The sequence below is a fragment of the Pseudomonas sp. 32A genome (assembly GCF_052682255.1).
Genome location: NZ_JBQYLY010000001.1, coordinates 4,571,955 through 4,596,688 on the forward strand (window position 1 = coordinate 4,571,955; position 24,734 = coordinate 4,596,688).

A 24,734-nucleotide genomic window follows, 5' to 3' on the forward strand; every position below is an offset into this window, starting at 1 on the left:
ATATTCCCCGGCAACCGCGTGTTTTGGCTGTCCGGACCCGACGACCCGGGACTATCATTCCGGTAGTCCTGATACCCACAGCAAGGAGCCGCTCGGAACGCCGATGCGCCAGATCTGGAAACCTTTTCGAGCCCTTTATTTTGCTTCCCTGATGATGCTGATCGGCTCTGGCCTGCTCAGTACTTACCTGGCCTTGCGCCTGGCAGCGGATCACGTCGACAGCCTGTGGGTGGGTGCGTTGATGGCCGCCAACTATTTTGGCCTGGTATTGGGGGGCAAGATCGGTCACCGCCTGATTGGCCGCGTCGGGCATATCCGGGCCTACGCCACCTGTGCCGGGATCGTCGGTGCGGCGGTGTTGGGCCACGGGCTGATCAACTGGCTGCCAGCCTGGATTGTGCTGCGGATGATTGTCGGCCTGGGCATGATGTGCCAGTACATGGTCATCGAGAGCTGGCTTAACGAGCAGGCTGAAGCCAAGCAGCGCGGTGCGGTGTTCAGCGGCTATATGATTGCTTCGTACCTCGGCCTGGTGCTGGGCCAGCTGATCCTTGTGATGCACCCTGAGTTGGGCCTTGAGTTGCTGATGCTGGTCGCGCTGTGTTTTGCGCTGTGCCTGGTACCGGTGGCCATGACTCGCCGTATTCACCCGGCACCGCTGCATCCGGCGCCGATGGAACCGCGCTTCTTTATCAAGCGGGTGCCGCAGTCCCTCAGTACGGTGTTGGGCGCCGGGTTGATCGTGGGCTCGTTCTACGGTTTGGCGCCGCTGTACGCGTCCCAGCAGGGGCTGACTACCGAGCAGGTCGGTCTGTTCATGGGTAGTTGTATTTTTGCCGGGCTGCTGGTGCAGTGGCCGTTGGGCTGGTTGTCCGATCGGTATGACCGCGCGCTGTTGATTCGCTGCTTTGCCCTGTGCCTGGCGGTGGCTGCGTTGCCGTTGGCGATCATGACCCAGGTGCCGTTGGAAGTGCTGTTTGTCGCAGGCTTTCTGTGTTCCCTGGTGCAGTTCTGCCTGTACCCGTTGGCCGTGGCGTTTTCCAACGACCACGTCGAAGGTGATCGCCGGGTGTCGCTTACCGCGATGTTGCTGGTGACCTACGGTATCGGCGCCAGTGTCGGCCCGCTGTTGGCCGGTGTGGTGATGAAGCTGTTCGGCAGCCACATGCTGTATGCGTTTTTCAGCCTGTGTGCGTTGATCCTGGTGTGGCGCATCCGGCCCAAGGCCGTCACCAACCTGCATCAGGTGGACGATGCACCGCTGCATCACGTGGCGATGCCTGACAGCATGTCCAGCTCGCCGCTGGTGGCGTGCCTCGACCCGCGCGTGGACGAGCAGGTGGTGCAGGAGCAGATGCAGACCGCCGTTCCGGACCCTGAGCCTGAAGTCGATCCCGAGGTGCAGGAGCCATCACCGGTCACCGAGCCCCCGGAGCATCCGGACCCGGATGAGCACCCCCATGACCTGAGCAGGGCGCGCCCCTGAAAGCAAAAACGGGCAGTTCCCTTGAGGAACTGCCCGTTTTTTTTATCGCGATCTTTAGTGTTTAAAAATCATCGTCCTTGTCGAAGCGGCGAGCTTCACGCTGCAGTTGATACACAAACCGCTCGACCTGACGCTGCACCAGCCCGCTCATGTTATGAAAACGTACGCCGGCGAAGGTGGTGTTGATCCTTTCTTCGAAGTGCAGGTACCGCAGCTCCACCGCGGTGGTCATGCTGCCAAAGGGCAGGGCGGCGATAAAGCGGTCGTAGACCTGGCCCAGTTGCAGACGCTCGGAGATGTCCCCTTCGAAACGCAATTTGCAGCCGGTGGCGGAAATGTCCAGCAACTTGCCGCTGATGGGGGCCTTGAGTTTTTCGCCACCCAGTTCGACGCTGACCAGTTGTGCCAGCTTCAGGGCGGCGCGGAAGGCATTGCGACGCTGATGGTAGATCACTTCGTCGGGCATGCTGCCGCGGTAGATGCGGTGGCCGCCAGCTTCGTCGATGGTCAGGGTGCCGTTGCTTTCCCAGGCCACTCGCACGCCATCGTGGAAACCTTCGATACGGAAAGCTTCGCCATTCTCAAGGTAGCGTTCGCCGTCCCGCGGGATCATTTCGTCCAGGGCCAGCGTCTGGCTTTCCCGGTCGATTTCCACCAGGTAGCTTTGAAAGCGCTGGTTGCGTTCGTGGAAGGTGATGATCAGCGGATCATGGCTCTCTTGTAGCATCCGCAAGGTGCCAGCGATTTCCAGCGGCGTGGTGAGTACCTTGGGTGGCTGCGGAGCATCTTCCGCGTTAGGGGCGTTGAACACGGTTCTTCCATCTCCAGACAAAATACGACTACACGCAAGTGCTTTCATTTTGCCAGCATGTGACGCGCCTTGGATAGGGCGCGTGTCAGCTGGTTTCAGGCTTGGCTGCGGGTGCTTGGCTTGGCCAGGCGTGAGGTGGAGCCTTGAGCGTTGTAGAGGGCCGGAGGCTCGCCGCCGTGGAGGATACGCAACTGATTGGCGGTGGTGGCTTGTTGCAGCTGGATCGCCTGGCCGTTGAGGAGGTTGGTTTCCTGGCACAGGGTCAGTAACTGGTTGAGTTCTTTGCTTTGGGCCAGCAACTGGTCGCCCACCGTAGAGTGGCTGGCAAGTTGCTCCAGGCCTTTATGGTCGGCGGAGAGGCCCAGGCTGAGGAGAATCTGGCTGCGTTTCTTGCCGTGCTGTTCCAGCAGGACGATCAACGACTGCTTGCGCGCCAGAATTTCTTCCAGCATGCGCATATCCCGGCCAAACAGGGCCAGGGACTCTTCCCGAAGTAGCTCCAGCAACTGCTGTGCAGGAGGCAGGTCTTCAATGATCAGTTGTAGCAAGTTTTCGTCGTGCATGGCTGGCCTTGGGTTTTAAGCGTCCAAAAGCCTGGCGCAGGCCTTTGCCTAGCGCTCGGCTTCGAAGTTAAGCAGCTTGCTGGCTACACGGTTGCTGTCGACCTTATAGCTGCCATCCGCAATCGCCTGCTTCAATTCAGCCACGCGAGCTTTATTGACAACCGGCTGATCGCTCAGCGAGTCAGTGACCTTTTGCAACTGTTGAGCCTCATTGCTCAGGTGTACCGATTCCCCGCTTTGGCTCGCACCGGCCTGTTCTGTCTTGGCAGGCAGAGGCTGGGACTTGGCTTCAACGCTGTCTTTGGCACCGTTGGTGCGTGAAGAACCGGGCGTTGGCAGGGCGTTATTCAAACGACTGAAATCGATGACCATGTTAAAAAACCTCTGGGTATTTGGACGCTTGCCATGTTTTCGGCCATACCCGGACAAACTTTAGGCTCGATTGACAATAAACCTATACGCGATACCGCTTTGCGCACAGTGTAGGAAAAGCCGGCGTCCGATGCCAGTGATCTATAGAGCCACCTCAACTTGCCCCGGTGCCGTCACCCGGGCCTTGATCACGCGGTTGGAGTTGAGGTTCTTCACGCGAATCTGTTCACTCATGCCGCCATTGGAGAGGGCTTCACCCGGCATTTTTACATTCAGGCCGCCGCTGCTGGCGGAGATCACCACCTGGTCACCTTTGCGCACCACTTCGGCCTGTTCAAGATGGACCAGGGTAATCACCTGGTCGGCGACCATTGGTCGGGTAAGTTTCTGCCCGAGCGCCTGATCCAGGGAAGTGAGATAGCCCTGATTGATCAGGCTGATGTCCCGTTCGCGCATCGCAATGTCTTCGTCACCAATGATTCCGGTGCGTTTCAGCGGGCGTGTCACCACCACGACGTCGCGGAACAATTTGACCTGGGCCGGCACAAACACCGTCCAGGGCGAGGCGCCTTCGCAGCGCACCTTCACGGTCACGCGCCCGATGGGCTGGGCGGGGCTTTCCAGGGAAGCTGTCAATTCTCTGTCACACATGGGCATGCGCAAGCGCGGATCCAATTGGTTGACCTGGATTTCATAGCGGCCCGGTGTCTGCGTCGTTGCCAGATAATCTTCTACAGTGAACTCAAGAAAGCCTTGAGTGACGCCGATAAGTAGATCAGGCAAGGTGACGTTATCGGCGCGGGCCGGCTGGCCCGTAGCCAAGGCAAGCAACGCCATCGAGACGCAGAGCAATCTGCGGTACTGTGGGGATCGGAGGCGTCGGGAAACTGTCGTTTTGATGTCCATGGCCAATAAAAAAGCAAAGCTCGTGCCGTTTAGTGTTGGGGACGCGTCGTACCCCTAAGTTTTAGCGTAGGAGTCTGTGCATGGCCGGTGTAATGGATTCAGTGAACCAGCGCACACAGCTGGTGGGGCAGAATCGCCTGGAGTTGCTGCTGTTTCGTCTGGACGGCAAGCAGCTTTACGGGATTAACGTCTTCAAGGTTCGGGAAGTACTGCAGTGTCCCAAGCTGACAATCATGCCCAAATCCAGTCCGGTGGTTTGCGGTGTGGCCAATATCCGTGGCGCGACCATCCCGATTCTTGACCTGGCCATGGCCACCGGTTCGTCGGGTTTGCAGGATCGTGAGAGTCCGTTCGTGATCATCACCGAGTACAACACCAAGACCCAGGGTTTCCTGGTGCGCTCTGTGGAACGCATCGTCAACATGAACTGGGAAGAGATTCATCCGCCGCCCAAGGGCACCGGCCGCGATCACTACCTCACGGCAGTGACGCGGGTCGACAACCAGTTGGTGGAAATCATCGACGTGGAGAAAATCCTCGCCGAAGTGGCTCCGACGTCGGAGGCGATATCGGTGGGTGTGGTAGACGCCGAAACCGCGCACAAGGCGATCTCGCTGCGAGTGTTGACGGTGGACGACTCCTCGGTGGCGCGCAAACAGGTGTCCCGTTGCCTGCAGACGGTTGGCGTTGAAGTGGTGGCGCTCAATGACGGTCGACAGGCCCTGGATTACCTGCGCAAGCTGGTGGACGAGGGCAAGAAGCCGGAAGAAGAATTCCTGATGATGATCTCGGATATCGAGATGCCGGAAATGGACGGCTACACCCTCACGGCCGAGATACGCAACGACCCACGCATGCAAAAACTACACATCATCCTGCATACTTCGTTGTCGGGTGTATTCAATCAGGCGATGGTCAAGAAGGTCGGTGCCGATGACTTCCTGGCCAAATTCCGCCCTGATGACCTGGCATCCCGGGTAGTCGACCGGATCAAGGCAGCAGATCACGGCTAGGGGCCTTTTCCCTGGCGGTCACACGATTTAAGAGGCGGTATCATTGTCTACGGGTAATTTGGATTTCGAACAGTTCCGGGTCTTCCTGGAAAAAGCCTGTGGCATATTGCTCGGTGAAAACAAGCAATACCTGGTATCCAGCCGTCTCAACAAACTGATGGAGCAGCAGGGCATCAAGTCCCTCGGGGAGTTGGTGCAACGGATCCAGGGCCAGCCGCGCAGCGGGCTCAAGGAGATGGTGGTCGATGCCATGACCACCAACGAAACCTTGTGGTTTCGCGATACCTATCCGTTTGAAGTGCTCAAGAACAAGGTGCTGCCTGAAGCGATCAAGGCCGCACCGGGCCAGCGCCTGCGCATCTGGTCGGCCGCCTGTTCGTCGGGGCAGGAACCGTATTCGATTTCGATGGCCATCGATGAGTTCGAGCGGACCAACATGGGCCAGTTGAAGGCCGGGGCGCAAATTGTGGCCACGGATTTGTCCGGCACCATGCTCACCAACTGCAAGACCGGTGAGTACGACAGCCTGGCACTGGGGCGCGGGTTGTCTCCGGAGCGTTTGCAGCGGTTTTTCGATCCTAAAGGCGCGGGACGTTGGGCCGTCAAGGCGCCGATCAAGAGCCGGGTGGAGTTTCGCTCGTTCAACCTGCTGGACAGTTATGCCAGCCTGGGCAAGTTCGACATGGTGTTTTGCCGCAACGTGCTGATCTACTTCTCGGCCGAGGTGAAGAAAGACATTCTGTTGCGCATCCACGGCACCCTCAAACGCGGTGGTTATCTGTTTCTGGGCGCTTCCGAGGCGTTGAACGGTTTGCCGGATCATTACCAGATGGTGCAGTGCAGCCCTGGGATCATTTACCAGGCCAAGTGAAGAATGCTTGAACAAAAAAGGGAGGCCTGCACAGGCCTCCCTTTTTTTATGGCCGCAAAGCGGCAAGCCCTCATTGCCGCTTTACTGGCGTTTCGCGGAAACCCTTTGCCGCTTTTCTGGCATTGCCGCTGGCAATTGCCCCGCAAACCCTTGATTTACGGCGCTCCAGCAACTTGGCATGGCCCTTGCTAAATCCTAGTTACGAAAAGCAGGTCAGCCCCTATAGGTCTCCGCCATGAGCATCAGCTTCGATAAAGCGCTCGGTATCCACGAACAAGCCCTGGGCTTCCGCGCCCAGCGTGCCGAAGTCCTGGCTAACAACATCGCCAACGCCGACACCCCGAACTACAAGGCTCGGGATCTGGATTTCTCTGCCGTGCTCGCTGCACAGCAAGACAAGACCAAGAACGGCACCTTCGCCCTGAACATGACCAACAGCCGTCATATCGAAGCGCAAGGCCTGGGCAATGGTGACGAGTCGCTGCTGTATCGCACGCCGATGCAACCGTCGATCGACCAGAACACCGTGGATGCTCAGCTGGAGCAATCGGCCTACGCCGAGAACTCGGTGAACTTCCAGGCCAGCTTCACCCTGCTCAACAGCAAATTCAAAGGGCTGATGTCAGCCCTGCGTGGAGAATAAGCCATGTCCCTCGCCAGTGTTTTCAATATTGCCGGTAGTGGCATGAGCGCCCAGACCACGCGCCTCAACACCGTCGCCAGTAACATCGCCAACGCCGAGACCGTGTCTTCGAGCATTGACCAGACCTACCGTGCCCGGCACCCGGTGTTCGCCACCATGTTCCAGGGCGGCCAAGGCGGCCAGAGTGGTAGCGGCGATTCGCTGTTCCAGAACCAGGATGCCGCAGGCCAGGGCGTGCAGGTGCTCGGTGTGGTCGAAGACCAGAGCAACCTCGAAGCCCGCTACGAACCGAACCATCCCGCTGCGAACGAAAAAGGGTACGTGTACTACCCCAACGTCAACGTGGTCGAGGAAATGGCAGACATGATTTCCGCCAGCCGCTCGTTCCAGACCAACGCGGAAATGATGAACACCGCCAAAACCATGATGCAGAAGGTCCTGACCCTGGGTCAGTGATAAGGGGCGCCAAATAATGGCCATTGTTGATACCAGTTCGACGAACACGGCGGTCCAGGACCTTTTCAATTCCAAGGTCAAGACGGCGACAGATAACAGCAGCGTCGGCGATGCAGCCAAGTCGGCGACGGGCAACCAGTCGTTGGGCAAGGACGCGTTCCTGCAGCTGCTGGTCACCCAGCTGAAAAACCAGAACCCGCTGTCGCCCCAGGACAACGGCGCGTTCGTGGCACAGCTGGCTCAGTTCAGCAGCCTGGAAGGCATCAACACCCTGAACGACTCGGTGAATGCGATCTCCAGCAACTTCAGCTCCTCGCAGGCACTGCAGGCGTCGTCGCTGGTGGGCCGCTCGGTGATCACCCAGACCGACAAGGCCATGGTCGATACGAGCAAGAGCATGACCGGTTCCGTGGCGGTGACGGCGGCGACGGGCAACGTCTCGGTCAAGATCACCGACAAGGACGGCAACGTCGTTCGCACCATCGACATGGGCGCCCAGAGCGCCGGCAATTCCAGCTTTGTCTGGGACGGCAAGAACGAGGCGGGCGAGACGGCGCCACCCGGCACCTACTCCTTCAATGCCACTACCAAGAATGACAAGGGCGACTCGGTTGCCCTGCTCACCTCGCTGCCGGCAACGGTGACCAGCGTGACCCTGAGCCAGACCGGCGGCGAAATGCTGCTCAACCTGGCGGGCGGCATGGGCAGTATCAAGCTGTCGCAAATTCAGACTATCGGTACATAGAGCCGGCTAAATACGGCAAAAGGAGAGAACAATGTCTTTTAACATCGGCCTTAGCGGCCTCTATGCGGCCAACAAACAACTGGACGTGACCGGCAACAACATCGCCAACGTCGCGACCACCGGCTTCAAGTCGTCCCGTGCCGAATTCTCGGATATCTACGCGGCGTCCAAGCTGGGCACCGGCCAGAACAGCATCGGCAACGGCGTGAACCTGGCGGCAGTGTCCCAGCAGTTCACCCAGGGTGACGTCAACAACAGCGGCGGCACGCTGGACATGGCGATCCAGGGCGGCGGCTTCTTCGTGCAGAAGGGCAGCGACGGTTCGCTGGAGTACACCCGTAACGGTGCCTTCCGTGCCGACAAGGACGGCTACATCACCAACAACACCGGCACCTCGCGCCTGCAAGGCTACGCGGCGGACGCCGATGGCAACATTCAGAAGGGCGGCTTGACCGACCTTCAGCTCAACCTGTCGTACCTCCCGCCGAAGGCTTCGAGCAAGGTGGATTCCACCAGTAACCTGAACTCGTCCTCGCCGGTGATCGACCAGACCAAGACCCCGTTTGATCCGACCAAGTCGGAGACCTTCACCACTCAATACTCCACCACGCTCTACGATACCCAGGGCAACTCGCATCCGATGGTGCAGTACCTGGTGAAGACAGACTCCAACACCTGGAAGTCCTACACCCTGATCGATGGGCGCAACCCTGACGGTTCGCCGATCAGTGGCACCGGTACTGACGTGAAGGCGCCTGTTGCCTCGACGCTGTCGTTTGACACCGCCGGCAAGCTCTCGGGCATCATCACCCCGCCAGCCACTGCTTCGAACACCACCCTGACCATTTCCGACTGGAAGCCGGGCGCCCTGGTCAATGGCGTCTGGACGTCTAACGGCGCGGCCGCCAACACAGACGGCGTGGCCGTCAACATGGCGAACATCACCCAGTTCAACTCGGCTACCTACCGCAACCCGCCCACCACCGACGGTTACGCTACCGGCCAAATCACCGGGCTGAAAATCGACGGCAGCGGTGTAATGTTCGCTACTTTCAGCAACCAGCAGAGCAAGGCCATCGGCCAGATCTCCCTGGCCAGCTTCAACAACGAGCAGGGCCTGCAGCCAGCCGGCGGCACCACCTGGAAAGAAACCTTCGCGTCGGGCCAGCCGGGTTTTGATACCCCGCAAGTCGGGACTCTGGGTTCGATCGTGGCCAACTCCCTGGAGAACTCCAACGTCAACCTGACCAACGAGCTGGTGGACCTGATCAAGGCCCAGAGCAACTATCAGGCGAACGCCAAGACCATCTCCACCCAAAGCACCATCATGCAGACCATCATTCAGATGACCTGATGTTGTTGCTTTAAGCCGCATCACTGGAAAAGCCCCTCGGTTGAGGGGCTTTTTTTTTGCCTGTCGATTGTCCAGGGCAGTCACTGGATGACATGGTTTTGGCGGAACGCCCTACGCCTGCTTTTCCACCTACGAAGCCAAGAAGGCTGAGGTCAACAGGTGGAGAGCAGGCTATGGCGAGTGTGTCGGTTTCAGGTGGTGTCATCGGGGGCGCGTTTTTTTCAGGTCGGGGTATTGCGACGTCGGATCCGCTGGGCGATGAAAGAAACAAAGGTGTTTCTAACGAGGAAACGGTCAAAAAACTGCTCACGGCGTTGGATGATGCCGAGAAAACCTCCAAGAACCAGCTCGCGCAGGATCTGCGAGACAAGCTCAACGAAGTGCGAGGGGAGATCGGTGACGAGAAATTCAAGGAAATCCTCAGCAAGCTGATTGAAGAGGCTTCCGGGCAGTGGCTTGAGTTTCTCAAGCAATTGCTGAAGATATTGTTTCCGGACTCGGACGACACGCCGCCATCTCCTGCGCCATCCCCGGCACCACCACCATCGCCATCGCCAGGTGGTGGTGGTGGTGGTGGTGGTGGTGGTGGCGGGGCTAATAGAAATGATTTTGGCCCCGGCGAGCCCATGAGCAACAAGCCGCTGACCGAAGGTTCAAGGCATTTCAACTACAAGCCCGACAACAGCAATACTGGAAAGAAGCCGGACAATATCTGGAGTGGCTTCAGCCAGGGCCCTGATGGCAACTGCGTCACCGTTTCCGCGATAAAGGGGGCGATGATGCGGTACGGTCAGAAACCCACGGACGTTTTCAAGGAGGTGAAAGAGACGGCGGATGGCTATCACGTGAAAATGCGTGACGGCTTTGAGCTTGACCTGTCTAAGAAGGACCTCGAGGATGCGGCCAAATATGCACAATTTAAAGGCGATGATCCGGCGATGCTGACGGATGCCAATTTCATGTTCGCAGCGAGTGCCAGGCGTGCACAGATCGAAGGAAATGGTCTGGACGACAGGCCAGGTGAGGCGCAAAGAAGCTTTGCCCATGCGATGCAGAGCCTGAACAACGGCGAAATGCCCCACGAGGCGCTGGATCGCCTTGGGCTGAAGGGGCTCTACAGGAACTCCTCAAGCAGTGAGCTGGCGAGCGGCACGCTGGGTGTCGTGGCCTATGATCGTCATTCAATGGCGGTGATTGGTGGGCAAGTCGAGTTGTGGGGCCGGCGGGGCGGCTCGCCAAAGCAGGGTATTGCGTACGCATTCCTCTAGGGCGTTAAACGAAAAAGCCCGATAAACCCTATGCAGTCGGGGTTTATCGGGCTTTTCAATCCCGGGCATTCAAGCCCGGGACCGGCTCAGCTTATTGGCAAGCTTCGCAATCCGGCTCGTCGATCGCGCAGGCTTTTGGCACTGGCGCTGGACCGGCAGGTGCTGCGAGAACCGAATCATCACCATGGTTGCCGCCGCTGGAAACAGCGTTCAGCTTGCCGGTGTTGATGGTCGACTTCTCGGTGCTGGTAGCGGCCAGGGCGCGGAGGTAGTAAGTGGTTTTCAGGCCACGGTACCAAGCCATGCGGTAGGTCACGTCCAGCTTCTTGCCCGATGCGCCGGCGATGTACAGGTTCAGCGACTGAGCCTGGTCGATCCACTTCTGACGACGGCTGGCGGCGTCGACGATCCACTTGGTGTCCACTTCGAAGGCGGTCGCGTAGAGCTCTTTGAGTTCTTGCGGGATGCGCTCGATCTGCTGCACCGAACCGTCGTAGTACTTCAGGTCGTTGATCATGACCGAGTCCCACAGGCCGCGGGCTTTCAGGTCGCGAACCAGGTACGGGTTGATCACGGTGAATTCGCCCGACAGGTTCGATTTCACATACAGGTTCTGATACGTCGGTTCGATCGACTGCGACACGCCGGTGATGTTGGCGATGGTGGCGGTCGGTGCGATGGCCATGATGTTGGAGTTACGAATGCCTTTCTGCACACGGGCACGTACCGGTGCCCAGTCCAGGGATTCGTTCAGGTCAACGTCGATGTACTTCTGGCCACGCTGCTCGATCAGAATCTGTTGCGAGTCCAGCGGCAGGATGCCTTTGGACCAAAGCGAACCCTGGAACGTCTCGTAGGCGCCGCGCTCGTCGGCCAGGTCGCAGGAAGCCTGGATCGCGTAGTAGCTGACCGCTTCCATGGACTTGTCGGCGAACTCGACCGCAGCGTCCGAACCGTAAGGAATGTGCTGCAGGTACAGCGCGTCCTGGAAGCCCATGATGCCCAGGCCGACCGGACGGTGCTTGAAGTTGGAGTTCTGCGCCTGTGGTACCGAGTAGTAGTTGATGTCGATAACGTTATCGAGCATGCGAACGGCGGTGTTCACGGTGCGTTCCAGCTTGGCGGTGTCCAGCTTGCCGTTGACGATGTGGTTCGGCAGGTTGATCGAGCCCAGGTTGCAAACGGCGATCTCGTCCTTGTTGGTGTTCAAGGTGATCTCGGTGCACAGGTTCGAACTGTGGACCACGCCCACGTGCTGCTGCGGGCTGCGCAGGTTGCACGGGTCTTTGAAGGTCAGCCATGGGTGGCCGGTTTCAAACAGCATGGACAGCATTTTGCGCCACAGGTCTTTGGCCTGGATGGTCTTGAACAGCTTGATCTTGCCCGGGTACTGGGACAGGGCTTCGTAGTACTCGTAACGCTCTTCGAAGGCCTTGCCGGTCAGGTCGTGCAGGTCCGGTACTTCGGATGGCGAGAACAGGGTCCACGGGCCGTCATCGAAGACGCGCTTCATGAACAGGTCAGGGATCCAGTTGGCGGTGTTCATGTCGTGGGTACGACGACGATCATCACCGGTGTTCTTGCGCAGTTCGATGAACTCTTCGATGTCCATGTGCCAAGTTTCCAGGTAAGCACAGACAGCGCCTTTGCGCTTGCCACCCTGGTTCACGGCTACAGCGGTGTCGTTCACTACTTTGAGGAACGGTACAACGCCTTGGGACTTGCCGTTGGTGCCCTTGATATACGAACCCAGTGCACGCACCGGCGTCCAGTCGTTACCCAGGCCGCCCGCGAATTTGGACAACATGGCGTTGTCGTGGATCGCGTGGTAGATGCCCGACAGGTCATCCGGCACGGTGGTCAGGTAGCAGCTGGACAGCTGTGGACGCAGGGTGCCGGCGTTGAACAGGGTCGGGGTCGACGACATGTAGTCGAAGGACGACAACAGGTTGTAGAACTCGATGGCGCGGTCTTCTTTCTGCTTCTCTTCGATCGCCAGGCCCATGGCCACGCGCATGAAGAACACTTGCGGCAGTTCGAAGCGGATCCCGTCCTTGTGGATGAAGTAACGGTCGTACAGGGTTTGCAGGCCCAGGTAGGTGAACTGCTGGTCGCGCTCGTGGTTGATTGCCTTGCCGAGTTTTTCCAGGTCGAAGGTGGCCAGGATCGGGTTCAGCAATTCGAATTCGATACCCTTGGCGATGTAGGCAGGCAGGGCCTTGGCGTACAGGTCGACCATTTCGTGGTGCGTGGCGCTGTCGGCGACACCGAGGAAGCCCAGGCCTTCGGCACGCAGAGTGTCCATCAGCAGGCGCGCGGTCACGAACGAGTAGTTTGGCTCACGTTCAACCAGGGTACGGGCGGTCATTACCAGGGCGGTGTTGACGTCGGTCAGGGCCACGCCGTCGTACAGGTTCTTCAGGGTTTCGCGCTGGATCAGGTCACCATCGACTTCTTCCAGGCCTTCGCAGGCCTCGGTGATGATGGTGTTCAGGCGGCCCAGGTCCAGCGGTGCAAACGTACCGTCGGCCAGGGTGATGCGGATCGACGGGTGAGCTTGTACAGCCGCTTCTTCGGCCGGGGAGCGTACGGCACGTTCCTTGGCGCGGGAGTCACGGTAGATCACGTAGTCGCGGGCAACTTTCTGCTCGCCGGCACGCATCAGGGCCAGTTCGACCTGGTCCTGGATTTCTTCGATGTGGATGGTGCCGCCCGATGGCATGCGACGCTTGAACGTTGCGGTGACCTGTTCGGTCAGGCGCGCAACGGTGTCGTGGATGCGCGACGAGGCAGCAGCGGTGCCGCCTTCAACTGCAAGAAACGCTTTGGTGATCGCGACGGTGATTTTGTCATCGGTGTAAGGAACGACAGTCCCGTTACGCTTGATCACACGCAATTGGCCGGGCGCGGTGGCGGACAGATCCAGATTCGAATCAGCGGCCTGCGGCACGGAGCCCTGCGGGTTCTCGCGAGTTGTGTCGGTTTGCATGGGGGGTTGTCTCCACATTCTATATTTATTTGGGCACCATCACGGTGCCCACCGTTCCGTCCTGAAGCACTTACAACAGGCCAAGGGCCTGGCATAACAACTTCGGGACAGGAGGAAGGGAGCTGTTCGCGCCGCTTCCATGCCGAAGTCTTCGGTACAAGCTTGGGGCTCTTTACCGTATTCCTGGTGGGTGACTGCTTCGTACTGCAACACCCGTACCGTTTGTGCCTGATCGGGGCTAAAAACGGCTGCCATCCGCGTGCGCGGTTTGGTCTTCTGAAAAAGGCTTAAGTTCAACCAAACAGGAGCAAGAAAGGACTTGAGTTTCTTGTCTGATTTGTGTTTGGTCTTTTCCCTCAAAAACCCTACATGTAGGGTTTTTTTGGCGACGACCTACAAGATAATGCGTTTTCGGGGGTATGGCAACGCACTACCTGTGGATAACGCTGTGGGTAAAATGTGTATGAAACGTGGAACAGGCGTGTAGGCCGCAGTACTGCTGCATCGCGCCGTTTGTCACCGAATATTCCGAGTTAAAAACATCCGGTTGGATTTTTGCGGGCGCGAACCCTATCACAAAAAAACACGATGTCCGAACGCATTTGCGTGCTTGTGCCAGAGGGCTGGCCCGTTGCTACAATCGGCAGTTATTCATACAGTTTATGCCTCGCCTACATGACAACTGTAGGAGCGGGCTCGCCCGCGAAGGACGTCAACGATAACGCTGGAAACCTGAATAAACGCGGCGCCCTTGAGTTTTTCGCGGGCAAGCCCGCTCCTACAATAATTAGAACCGAGGTAACGCATGGAGCATGAAGCCTGGCAGGTATTGATTGTCGAGGACGACGAGCGACTGGCCGAGTTGACCCGTGACTACCTGGAGAGCAACGGCCTGCGGGTGTCGGTGGAGGGCAACGGCGCCCTGGCGGCCGCGCGGATCATTGCCGAACAGCCGGACCTGGTGATCCTCGACCTGATGTTGCCCGGCGAAGACGGCCTGAGCATCTGCCGCAAGGTGCGCGAGGACTACGACGGGGTGATCCTGATGCTGACTGCACGCACCGACGACATGGACCAGGTGCTGGGCCTGGACATGGGCGCCGACGACTACGTGTGCAAACCCGTACGCCCACGCCTGCTGCTGGCGCGCATCCAGGCCCTGCTGCGGCGCAGCGAAAGCGTCGAGCCACCCATCCCCGAAAAACAGCGGCGCCTGCAATTCGGCCCGCTGGTGGTGGACAACGCCCTGCGTGAAGCCTGGCTGCACGACGGCGGCATCGAACTGACCAGCGCCGAATTCGATCTGCTGTGGCTGCTGGTGGCGAATGCCGGGCGAATTCTGTCCCGGGAAGAAATCTTCACTGCCTTGCGCGGTATTGGCTACGACGGCCAGGACCGCTCCATCGACGTGCGCATCTCGCGGATTCGCCCGAAAATCGGCGACGACCCGATCCACCCACGGCTGATCAAGACCATTCGCAGCAAAGGCTACCTGTTCGTCCCCGAAGCCGCTGCTGAACTTACGCCGTGAACTCGATCTTCCTGCGCATCTACGGCGGCATGTGCGCGGCGCTGATTCTGGTGGCGTTGCTCGGCGTACTGGCCCTGCACCTGCTCAATGAAGTGCGCAGCGGCCAGTACCGCGAGCGCCTGGCCCATGGCACCTTCGCGCTGATGGGCGACAACCTGCAACCCATGAGCGCCATCGAACGCCGCCGCGCCCTGGCGGTATGGGAGCGCTTGCTGGGCATCCCGCTGGAATTGCAGACCGTGGCCGAGGCGCATCTGGACCTGAGCCAGCGCACCCGCCTGCAACGCGGCCAGGTGTTGGTGGAGCAAACCGGCCCCCATGCGGCCAGGGTGCTGCGGCTGGTCAGTGACCAGGAGCAACTGTTGCTCACCGGCGAAGTGCAGCAAATCAGCGAACAACTGGCCCGCGCGACCATTTACCTGCTGGCCGATGAGCTGGTGCGTTTCCCGGTGGCCGAGCAACCGCAAAAACTCGCCGACCTGAAAGAGGCCAAGGGCTTTGGATTCGAGATGCACCTGGTGATGCTCGACCAGGCTGATATGGACGAAGACCAGCGCCGCCGCGTGTCCGAGGGCGATACGGTGATGGCCCTGGGCAAGGGCGGTGATTCGATCCGGGTGTTTGCCGGCATGGTCGGCACCCCGTGGGTCCTGGAAATCGGCCCGCTGTACCAAATGAACCCGTATCCGCCGCAGTGGTTGATCCTGATCGCGTTGATCAGCCTGACCCTGATCGGCTTGATCGTCTATTTATTGGTACGCCAACTGGAACGGCGCTTGAGTGGCCTGGAAGCTGCCGCCACGCGCATCGCCAAGGGCAGCCTGGAAGTGCGAGTGCCGGCCCGGGGTGCCGATTCGGTGGGGCGCCTGGCGGCGGCGTTCAATGGCATGGCCGAGCACCTGCAACGCTTGTTGGCGATCCAGCGCGAACTGGTGCGTGCGGTGTCCCACGAACTGCGCACCCCGGTGGCGCGCCTGCGGTTCGGCCTGGAGATGATTGGCGACGCGGCCACGCCTGAGGCGCGGCGCAAGTACATGGAAGGCATGGACAGCGACATCCAGGACCTTGATGGCCTGGTGGACGAAATGCTGACTTATGCGCGACTGGAGCAGGGTTCGCCGGCGCTGAATTTCCAGCGGGTCGACCTCAGCGCGTTGCTCGATCAGGTGATTGATGAACTGTCGCCGCTGCGCCCGGAAATCAACGTGGCGCGGGGCATCTGCCTGTCTTCTGCCCATTGGGACGATGCGTGGGTGGAGGCCGAACCGCGTTACCTGCATCGAGCGCTGCAAAACCTGGTGAGCAATGCCATGCGCCATGCCCAGGGGCGGGTGCTGATCAGTTACCAAGTGGGCCAGGTGCGGTGTCGCATCGATGTGGAAGACGACGGCCCGGGCGTGCCGGAAAGTGCCTGGGAGCGGATCTTCACCCCGTTCCTGCGCTTGGATGACAGCCGTACTCGCGCGTCGGGCGGGCACGGGTTGGGATTGTCGATTGTGCGGCGGATCATCTATTGGCACGGCGGCCGGGCGTTGATCAGCAAGAGCAACAACCTGGGTGGCGCGTGTTTCAGCCTGAGCTGGCCACGGGACCAAGAAAAACCCCGCCCGTAGCAGCTGTCGAGCCCTGGCGAGGCTGCGTTGGCCCCCACTCGGTTTCGCGCCTGGCTCGACATCGGCGGCGCTCCCGACGCAGCCTCGCTAAGGCTCGACAGCTGCTACGGCCACCAGGGTCAATAATTGCCCGTCATCCACCGCAAACTGCGCCTCCAGCTCCTTGCCATGGCACCACTCAGCCGACAGGTCCGTTAGCAACCGCAGCCGCGCATGGCCGGTATCCGACCATTCCAGCAACTCGGCATGCTCAAAATAGAAGCGCTTCTGCACGATCGGGTAGAGCGCCTTGAACAGGCTCTCTTTCGCCGAAAACGTCAGCGTCACCAACTGCGCGATCTGCTCCCGCGGCCCGGCAGCCATGCGCTGTAATTCATCCGGTGTCAGGATTTCCCCGGCCAGGCGTTCCGCGCGCTCCAGTGTCAGCAGGTTCTCCAGGTCCATTCCCAGCCCGCGCCACTGTGCCTTGTGGGCGACGATGGCCGCCGCATGGCCGGTGCTGTGGGTGATCGAGCCGCTGATATGCGCGGGCCAGACCGGCGCGCGGTCCTCGCCAATGGCCGGCACGCAATCCAGCCCATCCAGCTGTTGCAAGGCCGCGCGGGCACACAGGCGACCGGCCAGAAACTCCGCCTGGCGCTTGGCTACCGAGCGCTGGATGCTCGCGGGCGGCGGCACGGCGCTGCGCTGGAAGTCGCCGATGGCCAGCAGGGATGGGTCAAAACGGGTGCTCAGCAAGACCGTGCCGGGCAAGGCAACGGGCAACGGCCAATGGGCATCAAGTGGGGTGCAGCAGGCGGGTAGGGAGTTCATGCCGGGTATTTTGCCGAGTTGAAGGGCCGCTGGATAGCCTGTGGCCGGGGATATGTAAATAACTCTTTACACGGTAGCCGGCCTCGGTTCAGCCCAGGTTCAGAGAGTGTTCAGGGGGAGTTCAGCGGGGGCTGCGTAGTCTGGCCCCGTACTCAAAGCCAAAGCGTGTGAGGTAGACCATGACTGCGATCAAGAAGCTGATGTTGGCGTTAACCATGCTCAGCGCCACTGCTGGCGTCCAGGCCTCTGATGCCAGCTTCGCGGGTTTCTCCAAAGAGAAGAGCAAAAAGCCCTACAGCCTTCTCCAGCGGGTGAGCTTCGAAGATGCCGGCGAACAGGCGGCTCCGTGGGGCCAGTCCCTGGGCCAGCACACCCCGCAGTCGGACTATCGCGTAGGCAATGAAAACCTGTCAGGTCACTTCAACGGCAGTAAACTGCGCCAGCAAGACCTGCAAGGCCGCTATGATATACCCCAGTTGGAAAGTTGATTTGCCTTGGAGAGCTTTATGAAATTGCTGGTTGTCGAAGATGAGGCGTTGTTGCGTCATCACCTGTTGACCCGCCTTACCGACAGCGGTCACGTGGTCGAGGCCGTCGCCAACGCCGAAGAGGCGCTGTACCAGACCGGGCAATTCAACCACGACCTGGCGATCATCGACCTGGGCCTGCCCGGCATGGGCGGCCTGGACCTGATCCGCCAACTGCGCGCCCAGGCCAAGACGTTCCCGATCCTGATCCTGACCGCTCGCGGCAACTGGCAGGACAAGGTCGAAGGCCTGGCTGCGGGTGCCGACGACTATGTGGTCAAGCCGTTCCAGTTCGAAGAGCTGGAAGCGCGGATGAACGCACTGCTGCGCCGCTCCAGCGGTTTCACCCAGTCGACCATTGTCGCCGGGCCCTTGCTGCTGGACCTCAATCGCAAGCAGGCTTCCCTCGACGAACAGCCGCTGGCGCTGACCGCCTACGAATACCGCATCCTCGAATACCTCATGCGTCACCATCAGCAGGTGGTTGCCAAGGACCGCCTGATGGAACAGCTCTACCCCGATGACGACGAGCGCGATCCGAACGTCATCGAAGTGCTGGTAGGCCGCCTGCGCCGCAAGCTGGAAGGCCCGGCGGGGTTCAAGCCGATCGACACCGTGCGCGGTCTGGGCTACCTGTTTAATGAGCGCTGCCGTTGATTCGCTCGTTACGTGTGCGTTTGATGCTCGCGGCCACCACCCTGGCCGTGCTGTTTATGCTGGCCTTGTTGCCCGCGATGCAGGGCGCCTTCAGCCTGGCCCTGCAGGATTCCATCGAGCAGCGGCTGGCGTCGGATGTCACCACGCTGATTTCGGCTGCGCGGGTTGAAAACAATCGCCTGCTGATGCCCGCGCAGTTGCCGGATGAGCGCTTCAACCTCACCGACAGCCGCCTGTTGGGCTACATCTATGACCGCGAAGGCCATCTGGTCTGGCGTTCGCGCGCGACCCAGGAAGAAAACATCAACTACAAGCCGCGCTATGACGGGCGCGGCAACGAGTTTGCGCGGATTCGCGAAGCCAACGGCCAGGAATTTTTCGTCTATGACGTCGAGGTCAAGCTGCTGGGCGGCAAGAGCGCGGCGTTCAGTATCGTCGCCCTGCAACCGGTGCGTGAATACCAACTGACCCTCGAAGGCCTGCGGGAAAACCTCTACCTGGGCTTCGGCGCGGCCTTGCTGGTGCTGCTGACTCTGCTGTGGCTGGGCCTGACCTGGGGCCTGCAAGCGCTGCGCCGGCTGAGCCAGGAACTGGATGAAATCGAAGGCGGTACCCGGGAAAGCCTCAGTGAACAACATCCTCGCGAACTTTTGCGTCTGACCGGCTCCCTCAACCGTCTGCTCCACAGTGAACGTGAGCAACGCACCCGTTACCGCGACTCCCTGGATGACTTGGCCCACAGCCTGAAAACCCCGCTGGCAGTGCTGCAAGGCGTGAGCGAAGACATGGCCCAGCGCCCCGAAGATCGCGACCAGGCCCGGGTGCTGCAATCGCAGATCGAGCGCATGAGCCAGCAGATCAGCTACCAATTGCAGCGCGCCAGCCTGCGTAAAAGCGGCCTGGTGCGTCACCAGGTGCGCCTGGAGCCGGTGCTGCAAAGCCTGTGCGACACGCTGAACAAGGTCTATCGCGATAAAGGCGTGAAGGTCTCCTTCGATTTGCCGGAAGAATGCGACGTGCCGATCGAGAAGGGCGCCTTGCTGGAACTGCTCGGCAACCTGCTGGAAAACGCCTATCGCCTGTGCCTGAGCGAAGTGCGCATCACCCTGCATGAAAGCCTGGAAGGCACTGAGTTGTGTATCGAAGATGACGGCCCCGGCGTGCCACCGGACCAGCGTGCGCGGATCCTGCAAAGGGGTGAGCGGCTGGACCGCCAGCATCCGGGGCAGGGCATCGGCCTGGCGGTGGTCAAGGACATCATCGAAAGCTACAGCGCACGGTTGACCCTTGGGGATTCACCGCTGGGTGGCGCGGCGTTCAAGATCCATTTCCCGGCGGTCTGATTCCGCTACCTCCCCGTAGCAGCTGTCGAGCCCTGGCGAGGCTGCGTTGGCCCCAACTCGGTTTTGCGCCTGGCCCTACATTGGCGGCGCTCCCGACGCAGCCTCGCCAAGGCTCGACAGCTGCTACGGTTAGGTTTCTTGTGCTCTATAGGCCCCCGGGGTCAGCCCGGTCCACTTCTTGAACGCCCGATGAAACGCCGATGGCTCGGAAAACCCCAGCTGTTCGGCGATCTCCTGCAACGACAAATCCGCCCGCCCCAAATGATAAATCGCAATGTCCCGGCGTAATTCATCCTTGAGTGCCTGAAAGCTGGTGCCTTCCTCCCGCAAATGCCGACGCAGGGTCTGCGGGCTGATATGCAGGTGCTGGGCGACGGCTTCGAGGTCGGGCCATGGCGTGCGGTCGCGGCTCAATAAGCGGCGCAATTGACTGCTCAGGCTGTCGCCCTCATCCGGCCGTGACAGCAGGTCGGCCGGTGAGCGTTCGAGGAAGTGCTTGAGGGTGCGTTCATCCTGCAACAGCGGCAGGCTCAGGTAGCGGCTGGGAAACACCAGGCTGCTGCTGGGCGCGGCGAACACCTGCGGGCAGGGGAACAGCAAGTCGTACTCACCGGCATGGGCCGGCATCGGGTAACTGAAGGTGGCCTGGTCCAGGCGGATGCGCTGGCCGATCAGCCAGCTGCCGAGGCGATGCCAGATCACCAGCAGGCATTCGCTGAGGAAGTGATCCGGGTCCCACAGCTGCGAATCGTCCAGGCTCAAGCGGGCCATTTCCCCTTCGCGTGTCAGACGCCAGCGCGGACCTTGCGGGAATAGGCTATAAAATAATAAGCCGCGTTCCAGAGCCTTCTCCAGGGTGCGGCAGTGAATCAGCGCGTGGCACATCATGGCGAAGGTGCCGCGCTTGCTCGGGCCTTCGGCGAAACCCAGGTATTCGTCATCCAGCGCCAGCCACAGCATCTGCAGCAGCCGGGTGAATTGCTCCGGGGCGATGCGGGCGCGGGGTTCGCTCAGCAGTTCCGGGGTAATGCCCACTTGCTGCAGCAGGCCCGAATAGTCGTAGCCAGCTCGACGAGCACCGCCTAAAGCGGCCCGGGCGTAGTGACTGGCGATGGTACGTTCACGCATGAGGGGCCTCGTCCATTGAGTGGCGGATGTTAGCCATCCTGTGTGAGGGCAACAAGGCGGATATCCGCCAAATTGTAGGACGAGATCGGGAGGTGAGGCGGAAATCCGCCACCTTGCGTAGGCGGTGTCTGAAGCCGAAAACCACCCAAGAGCTGATGTCTAAAGGCCTTCAGCGGTTTTCAGTAAAAGTGGCACGACGCTTGCGATAGAGAGCGCAGGGAGACCGGCCTTGAGCGGGCTCTCAAACAACAAATCCCTCCAGTGCAGGAGGGTTCGCAATTCAAGTGTCGTGGGCAATGGCGGATATTTGCCACACGGGACGATTGAGGAACTTTGCAATGACGACTCGTCAGCCACTGTACAAATCCCTGTATTTCCAGGTGATCGTTGCAATCGTTATCGGTATTTTGCTCGGCCACTTCTACCCGCAGACCGGCGTGGCCCTCAAGCCACTGGGTGACGGCTTTATCAAGCTGATCAAAATGGTCATCGCCCCCATCATCTTCTGCACCGTTGTCAGCGGTATCGCTGGCATGCAAAACATGAAATCGGTCGGCAAAACCGGCGGCTACGCGCTGCTGTACTTCGAAGTCGTCTCCACCATCGCCCTGCTGATCGGCCTGATCGTGGTCAACGTTGTGCAACCGGGCGCCGGCATGCACATCGACGTGGCTACTCTGGACGCCTCTAAAGTCGCTGCCTATGTGACTGCCGGTGCAGACCAGAGCATCGTTGGCTTCCTGCTGAACGTGATCCCGAACACCATCGTCGGCGCGTTCGCCACCGGTGACATCCTGCAAGTGCTGATGTTCTCGGTGATCTTCGGTTTCGCCCTGCATCGCCTGGGTGCCTACGGCAAGCCGGTGCTGGACTTCATCGATCGCTTCGCCCACGTGATGTTCAACATCATCAACATGATCATGAAGCTCGCGCCAATCGGTGCCCTGGGCGCCATGGCGTTCACCATCGGTGCCTACGGTGTAGGTTCGCTGGTGCAGCTCGGTCAATTGATGATCTGCTTCTACATCACCTGCATCCTGTTCGTGGTCCTGGTACTGGGCGCCATCTGCCGCGCACACGGCTTCAGCGTCCTGAAACTGATCCGCTACATCCGTGAAGAACTGCTGATCGTACTGGGTACTTCCTCGTCCGAATCCGCACTGCCACGCATGCTGATCAAGATGGAACGCCTGGGCGCCAAGAAGTCGGTCGTCGGCCTGGTTATCCCGACTGGCTACTCCTTCAACCTGGACGGTACTTCGATCTACCTGACCATGGCCGCCGTGTTCATCGCCCAGGCGACTGACACCCACATGGACATTACCCACCAGATCACCCTGTTGCTGGTACTGCTGCTGTCCTCCAAAGGCGCTGCTGGCGTGACCGGTAGTGGCTTCATCGTACTGGCCGCTACCCTGTCGGCTGTTGGCCACCTGCCGGTTGCCGGCCTGGCGCTGATCCTGGGTATCGACCGCTTCATGTCCGAAGCCCGCGCACTGACCAACCTGGTAGGCAACGCGGTTGCCACCCTGGTTGTGGCCAAGTGGGTCAAGGAACTGGACGAAGACAAGCTGCAAGTCGAACTGGCTTCCGGTGGTCGTGGTATCTCCGACACCCGCGAAGAAGACGACCTGGGCGTGGCCGAAGGCCCAGCTCCAACCGCCGTCAAGTAAGGCTGTACCGTTTGTGAAAAAACCCATCTTCGGATGGGTTTTTTTATGCCTGCGCGAAACATCAGTCACTCCGGATGATGGTTTATGTGATTGCTGCTGACCGCCAGGTTTGCCTACTCTGTGGCCAATCGAATCGGAATCGGAGTTTCCATGTCAGGTCCCTTGGCGTCCCTCAAAGTACTGGATTTCTCCACCTTGCTGCCGGGGCCGTTCGCCTCGTTGCTGCTGGCTGACATGGGCGCCGAGGTATTGCGCATCGAATCCCCCACGCGCATGGACCTGCTGCGGGTATTGCCGCCCCATGACCAGGGCGTATCGGCCAGCCATGCCTATCTGAACCGCAACAAACGCAGCCTGGCCCTGGACCTCAAGCAGGCCGAGGCGGTGGAGATCGTGCGGCAGTTGGTGGCGGACCATGACATCGTCCTCGAGCAGTTCCGGCCCGGGGTGATGGAGCGCCTGGGCCTGGGTTACGAGGCGTTGAAGGCGATCAATCCGAAGCTGATCTACGTCTCCATCACCGGCTACGGCCAGACCGGTCCCTACAAGAACCGCGCCGGCCATGACATCAACTACCTGGCCCTGGCGGGTGTCGCCAGTTACACCGGGCGCCAGGACAGCGGGCCGTTGCCCCTGGGCGTGCAATTGGCCGACGTGGGCGGAGGTTCGTTGCACGCAGTGATCGGTTTGCTGGCGGCGGTGATTGCCCGGCAGCAGAGCGGGGTGGGGCAATACCTCGACGTGAGCATGACCGACTGCGCCTTCAGCCTGAATGCCATGGCCGGCGCGGGTTACCTGGCGTGCGGTGTGGAGCCGGCGTGGGAGAACCAGGTGCTCAATGGTGGCAGCTTCTATGACTATTACCGCTCGCGGGAAGGGCGCTGGTTATCGGTGGGCAGCCTGGAACCGGCCTTTATGCAGCAACTGTGTACGGCCCTTGGGTGCCCCGAGTTGGCGGCGCAGGGCTTGTCGCCCAAACCCGAGCAGCAGAAAGCCCTCAAGCTGGCATTGCAGGTCGAGTTCGAGAAACGCAGCTTTGATGAGCTGTGTGAGCTGTTTGCCGGGATTGATGCGTGTGTCGAGCCGGTGCTGAACCTGAGCGAGGCCGTTGAGCACCCGCAGTTGAAAGCCCGGGAGCTGGTCAGCCAGGTGCCGCGGGGCGATGGTTCCAGCCAGGCGCAAATCGCGTGTCCGCTGAAGTTTTCCGAGGGCTTGCCGGCGGCCAGGCACATAGGCGCGGCGGTGGGCGCTCACAGCGATGAGGTGTTGGCGGAGTTGGGCTTCAGTGCTCAGCAGATAGATGATCTGCGGCGTGCCAAGGTGATTCAGTAGCGCCTGGGCCGGCCCCTTCGCGAGCAAGCCCGCTCCCACATTCGACCGACTTCCGTCGTTGGAATGCGATCAAATGTGGTAGCGGGCTTGCTCGCGAAGGGGCCTTTAAATCCACCACAAACCCTACTCGACGCGAGTTTCCCCGGTAAACACCAAAGTCTGCCGACACCTGCGGCACAAATACCGCCGCCCCTGGCTCACCAACCCATGACGCTGTGGCGAAAACGGGAAGTCACTGTCGGCACACGGGCAGCGGTAGATATACCGCGTCACGCGACGCCGCTGGATTTCATAGGTGTGGCAGCGATCCGGCGGCAGTTCGTAAACCCCACGCATGATCAACTGCCATTCCTCGCCATGGGGCTGGATGCGCTCGCCGAACAATTGGTGGGCAATCAGGTGCGCCACTTCATGGGCGACGGTCTGTTTAAGGAAGTGTTGGCTGTTTTCACGGTACAACTGCGGGTTGAAGCGCAGCAGGTTCTCGTGCAAATGCGCGACACCGGCCTTCTGGCCCCGCAGCTTGAGGCTGACCTGGGGGCGTTTGAAGCTTCGTTTGAAAAAGGATTCGGCTTGCAGGAAACAATCTTCGACGCGGGTATTGAGTTGCTCGGGCATGCTGTACATATCTCCAGAGACG

23 protein-coding genes are annotated in these 24,734 nt (G+C 60.1%); 15 read left to right on the forward strand and 8 right to left on the reverse strand.

Features of this window, described 5'->3' with window-relative positions; genetic code table 11:
- Positions 1-103 precede the first annotated feature (103 nt).
- Positions 104-1,486: an MFS transporter gene (locus tag ACUN0G_RS21075; protein WP_258347252.1), complete on the forward strand. Its 1,383-nt coding sequence runs from the start codon at positions 104-106 to the stop codon at positions 1,484-1,486.
- A 61-nt stretch (positions 1,487-1,547) separates the two neighbouring features.
- On the opposite strand, the gene ACUN0G_RS21080 is transcribed toward ACUN0G_RS21075, so the two are convergent.
- From ACUN0G_RS21080 to flgA, 4 genes are all read right to left on the reverse strand, one after another.
- On the reverse strand, positions 1,548-2,297 hold the full coding sequence (locus ACUN0G_RS21080; RefSeq protein ID WP_445574188.1) for a flagellar brake protein: 750 nt from the start codon (positions 2,295-2,297) through the stop codon (positions 1,548-1,550).
- Positions 2,298-2,392: 95 nt separating this feature from the next.
- Positions 2,393-2,860 carry a flagellar protein FlgN gene (gene flgN, locus ACUN0G_RS21085; protein ID WP_258347250.1) on the reverse strand — a complete coding sequence of 156 codons (468 nt, stop codon included), beginning with the start codon at positions 2,858-2,860 and terminating at the stop codon, positions 2,393-2,395.
- 48 nt (positions 2,861-2,908) lie between these two features.
- Positions 2,909-3,232, reverse strand: a complete 324-nt coding sequence (gene flgM / locus ACUN0G_RS21090) for a flagellar biosynthesis anti-sigma factor FlgM (protein ID WP_003214254.1) — start codon at positions 3,230-3,232, stop codon at positions 2,909-2,911.
- A gap of 141 nt (positions 3,233-3,373) precedes the next feature.
- The gene (gene flgA, locus ACUN0G_RS21095; RefSeq protein ID WP_258347249.1) at positions 3,374-4,138 is read right to left on the reverse strand and encodes a flagellar basal body P-ring formation chaperone FlgA; all 765 of its coding nucleotides are present in this window, start codon (positions 4,136-4,138) and stop codon (positions 3,374-3,376) included.
- A gap of 80 nt (positions 4,139-4,218) precedes the next feature.
- On the opposite strand from flgA, the gene ACUN0G_RS21100 reads away from it, so the two are divergent.
- The 7 genes from ACUN0G_RS21100 to ACUN0G_RS21130 all read left to right on the forward strand — a co-directional run bounded on the left by ACUN0G_RS21100 (position 4,219) and on the right by ACUN0G_RS21130 (position 10,488).
- Positions 4,219-5,151: a chemotaxis protein CheV gene (locus ACUN0G_RS21100; RefSeq protein WP_063027876.1), complete on the forward strand. Its 933-nt coding sequence runs from the start codon at positions 4,219-4,221 to the stop codon at positions 5,149-5,151.
- 43 nt (positions 5,152-5,194) lie between these two features.
- Entirely contained in the window at positions 5,195-6,022 is an 828-nt protein-coding gene (gene cheR, locus ACUN0G_RS21105) for a protein-glutamate O-methyltransferase CheR (protein ID WP_258347247.1), read from the forward strand.
- 235 nt (positions 6,023-6,257) lie between these two features.
- On the forward strand, positions 6,258-6,665 hold the full coding sequence (gene flgB / locus ACUN0G_RS21110; RefSeq protein WP_003214246.1) for a flagellar basal body rod protein FlgB: 408 nt from the start codon (positions 6,258-6,260) through the stop codon (positions 6,663-6,665).
- Between the two features lie 3 nt (positions 6,666-6,668).
- A complete protein-coding gene (gene flgC / locus ACUN0G_RS21115) occupies positions 6,669-7,121 on the forward strand; it encodes a flagellar basal body rod protein FlgC (protein ID WP_003214244.1) in 453 nt (150 codons plus the stop codon).
- Between the two features lie 16 nt (positions 7,122-7,137).
- Positions 7,138-7,866 (forward strand): flagellar hook assembly protein FlgD, encoded by a 729-nt coding sequence (gene flgD, locus ACUN0G_RS21120; protein ID WP_445574189.1) that lies wholly within the window; start codon positions 7,138-7,140, stop codon positions 7,864-7,866.
- A 31-nt stretch (positions 7,867-7,897) separates the two neighbouring features.
- Complete coding sequence (gene flgE, locus ACUN0G_RS21125; RefSeq protein WP_258347245.1) at positions 7,898-9,220, forward strand: flagellar hook protein FlgE; 1,323 nt, start codon at positions 7,898-7,900, stop codon at positions 9,218-9,220.
- A gap of 173 nt (positions 9,221-9,393) precedes the next feature.
- Positions 9,394-10,488, forward strand: a complete 1,095-nt coding sequence (locus ACUN0G_RS21130) for a hypothetical protein (RefSeq protein ID WP_445574190.1) — start codon at positions 9,394-9,396, stop codon at positions 10,486-10,488.
- A 91-nt stretch (positions 10,489-10,579) separates the two neighbouring features.
- On the opposite strand, the gene ACUN0G_RS21135 is transcribed toward ACUN0G_RS21130, so the two are convergent.
- Positions 10,580-13,477, reverse strand: coding sequence for a ribonucleoside-diphosphate reductase subunit alpha (locus ACUN0G_RS21135; protein WP_258347243.1), 2,898 nt, complete (start codon positions 13,475-13,477; stop codon positions 10,580-10,582).
- Between the two features lie 805 nt (positions 13,478-14,282).
- Here ACUN0G_RS21135 and ACUN0G_RS21140 point away from each other — a divergent pair.
- On the forward strand, positions 14,283-15,008 hold the full coding sequence (locus tag ACUN0G_RS21140) for a response regulator (protein ID WP_445574191.1): 726 nt from the start codon (positions 14,283-14,285) through the stop codon (positions 15,006-15,008).
- Entirely contained in the window at positions 15,005-16,621 is a 1,617-nt protein-coding gene (locus ACUN0G_RS21145; RefSeq protein ID WP_258347241.1) for an ATP-binding protein, read from the forward strand. Before ACUN0G_RS21140 ends, ACUN0G_RS21145 begins: the two co-directional genes overlap by 4 nt.
- An 87-nt stretch (positions 16,622-16,708) precedes the next feature.
- On the opposite strand, the gene ACUN0G_RS21150 is transcribed toward ACUN0G_RS21145, so the two are convergent.
- Positions 16,709-17,434 (reverse strand): 4'-phosphopantetheinyl transferase family protein, encoded by a 726-nt coding sequence (locus tag ACUN0G_RS21150; protein ID WP_445574192.1) that lies wholly within the window; start codon positions 17,432-17,434, stop codon positions 16,709-16,711.
- A gap of 179 nt (positions 17,435-17,613) precedes the next feature.
- On the opposite strand from ACUN0G_RS21150, the gene ACUN0G_RS21155 reads away from it, so the two are divergent.
- The 3 genes from ACUN0G_RS21155 to ACUN0G_RS21165 are packed head-to-tail and all read left to right on the forward strand — an operon-like array spanning position 17,614 to position 19,961.
- Complete coding sequence (locus ACUN0G_RS21155) at positions 17,614-17,922, forward strand: hypothetical protein (protein ID WP_017475848.1); 309 nt, start codon at positions 17,614-17,616, stop codon at positions 17,920-17,922.
- An 18-nt stretch (positions 17,923-17,940) separates the two neighbouring features.
- Positions 17,941-18,618 (forward strand): response regulator transcription factor, encoded by a 678-nt coding sequence (locus ACUN0G_RS21160; protein ID WP_003214228.1) that lies wholly within the window; start codon positions 17,941-17,943, stop codon positions 18,616-18,618.
- The gene (locus ACUN0G_RS21165) at positions 18,615-19,961 is read left to right on the forward strand and encodes an ATP-binding protein (protein ID WP_258347239.1); all 1,347 of its coding nucleotides are present in this window, start codon (positions 18,615-18,617) and stop codon (positions 19,959-19,961) included. Before ACUN0G_RS21160 ends, ACUN0G_RS21165 begins: the two co-directional genes overlap by 4 nt.
- Before the next feature lie 129 nt (positions 19,962-20,090).
- Here ACUN0G_RS21165 and ACUN0G_RS21170 read toward each other — a convergent pair whose 3' ends face one another.
- Complete coding sequence (locus ACUN0G_RS21170; RefSeq protein ID WP_445574193.1) at positions 20,091-21,089, reverse strand: AraC family transcriptional regulator; 999 nt, start codon at positions 21,087-21,089, stop codon at positions 20,091-20,093.
- 338 nt (positions 21,090-21,427) lie between these two features.
- On the opposite strand from ACUN0G_RS21170, the gene ACUN0G_RS21175 reads away from it, so the two are divergent.
- Both ACUN0G_RS21175 and ACUN0G_RS21180 read left to right on the forward strand, forming a co-directional pair.
- The gene (locus ACUN0G_RS21175; protein ID WP_258347237.1) at positions 21,428-22,762 is read left to right on the forward strand and encodes a dicarboxylate/amino acid:cation symporter; all 1,335 of its coding nucleotides are present in this window, start codon (positions 21,428-21,430) and stop codon (positions 22,760-22,762) included.
- Positions 22,763-22,912: 150 nt separating this feature from the next.
- Positions 22,913-24,094 (forward strand): CaiB/BaiF CoA transferase family protein, encoded by a 1,182-nt coding sequence (locus ACUN0G_RS21180; RefSeq protein ID WP_445574194.1) that lies wholly within the window; start codon positions 22,913-22,915, stop codon positions 24,092-24,094.
- A gap of 123 nt (positions 24,095-24,217) precedes the next feature.
- On the opposite strand, the gene ACUN0G_RS21185 is transcribed toward ACUN0G_RS21180, so the two are convergent.
- On the reverse strand, positions 24,218-24,712 hold the full coding sequence (locus ACUN0G_RS21185; protein ID WP_026077778.1) for a SprT family zinc-dependent metalloprotease: 495 nt from the start codon (positions 24,710-24,712) through the stop codon (positions 24,218-24,220).
- Between the last annotated feature and the right edge of the window lie 22 nt (positions 24,713-24,734).

Coding starts and splice junctions, on each gene's coding strand:
- ACUN0G_RS21180 (WP_445574194.1), top strand. CDS start 22,913: ATGTCAGGTCCCTTGGCGTCCCTCAAAGTACTGGATTTCTCCACCTTG.
- ACUN0G_RS21170 (WP_445574193.1), bottom strand. CDS start 21,089: ATGCGTGAACGTACCATCGCCAGTCACTACGCCCGGGCCGCTTTAGGC.
- flgD (WP_445574189.1), top strand. CDS start 7,138: ATGGCCATTGTTGATACCAGTTCGACGAACACGGCGGTCCAGGACCTT.
- ACUN0G_RS21185 (WP_026077778.1), bottom strand. CDS start 24,712: ATGCCCGAGCAACTCAATACCCGCGTCGAAGATTGTTTCCTGCAAGCC.
- ACUN0G_RS21150 (WP_445574192.1), bottom strand. CDS start 17,434: ATGAACTCCCTACCCGCCTGCTGCACCCCACTTGATGCCCATTGGCCG.
- flgN (WP_258347250.1), bottom strand. CDS start 2,860: ATGCACGACGAAAACTTGCTACAACTGATCATTGAAGACCTGCCTCCT.
- ACUN0G_RS21160 (WP_003214228.1), top strand. CDS start 17,941: ATGAAATTGCTGGTTGTCGAAGATGAGGCGTTGTTGCGTCATCACCTG.
- ACUN0G_RS21075 (WP_258347252.1), top strand. CDS start 104: ATGCGCCAGATCTGGAAACCTTTTCGAGCCCTTTATTTTGCTTCCCTG.
- ACUN0G_RS21100 (WP_063027876.1), top strand. CDS start 4,219: ATGGCCGGTGTAATGGATTCAGTGAACCAGCGCACACAGCTGGTGGGG.
- flgB (WP_003214246.1), top strand. CDS start 6,258: ATGAGCATCAGCTTCGATAAAGCGCTCGGTATCCACGAACAAGCCCTG.
- ACUN0G_RS21155 (WP_017475848.1), top strand. CDS start 17,614: ATGACTGCGATCAAGAAGCTGATGTTGGCGTTAACCATGCTCAGCGCC.
- flgC (WP_003214244.1), top strand. CDS start 6,669: ATGTCCCTCGCCAGTGTTTTCAATATTGCCGGTAGTGGCATGAGCGCC.
- ACUN0G_RS21130 (WP_445574190.1), top strand. CDS start 9,394: ATGGCGAGTGTGTCGGTTTCAGGTGGTGTCATCGGGGGCGCGTTTTTT.
- flgA (WP_258347249.1), bottom strand. CDS start 4,138: ATGGACATCAAAACGACAGTTTCCCGACGCCTCCGATCCCCACAGTAC.
- flgE (WP_258347245.1), top strand. CDS start 7,898: ATGTCTTTTAACATCGGCCTTAGCGGCCTCTATGCGGCCAACAAACAA.
- ACUN0G_RS21135 (WP_258347243.1), bottom strand. CDS start 13,477: ATGCAAACCGACACAACTCGCGAGAACCCGCAGGGCTCCGTGCCGCAG.
- ACUN0G_RS21140 (WP_445574191.1), top strand. CDS start 14,283: ATGGAGCATGAAGCCTGGCAGGTATTGATTGTCGAGGACGACGAGCGA.
- ACUN0G_RS21175 (WP_258347237.1), top strand. CDS start 21,428: ATGACGACTCGTCAGCCACTGTACAAATCCCTGTATTTCCAGGTGATC.
- flgM (WP_003214254.1), bottom strand. CDS start 3,232: ATGGTCATCGATTTCAGTCGTTTGAATAACGCCCTGCCAACGCCCGGT.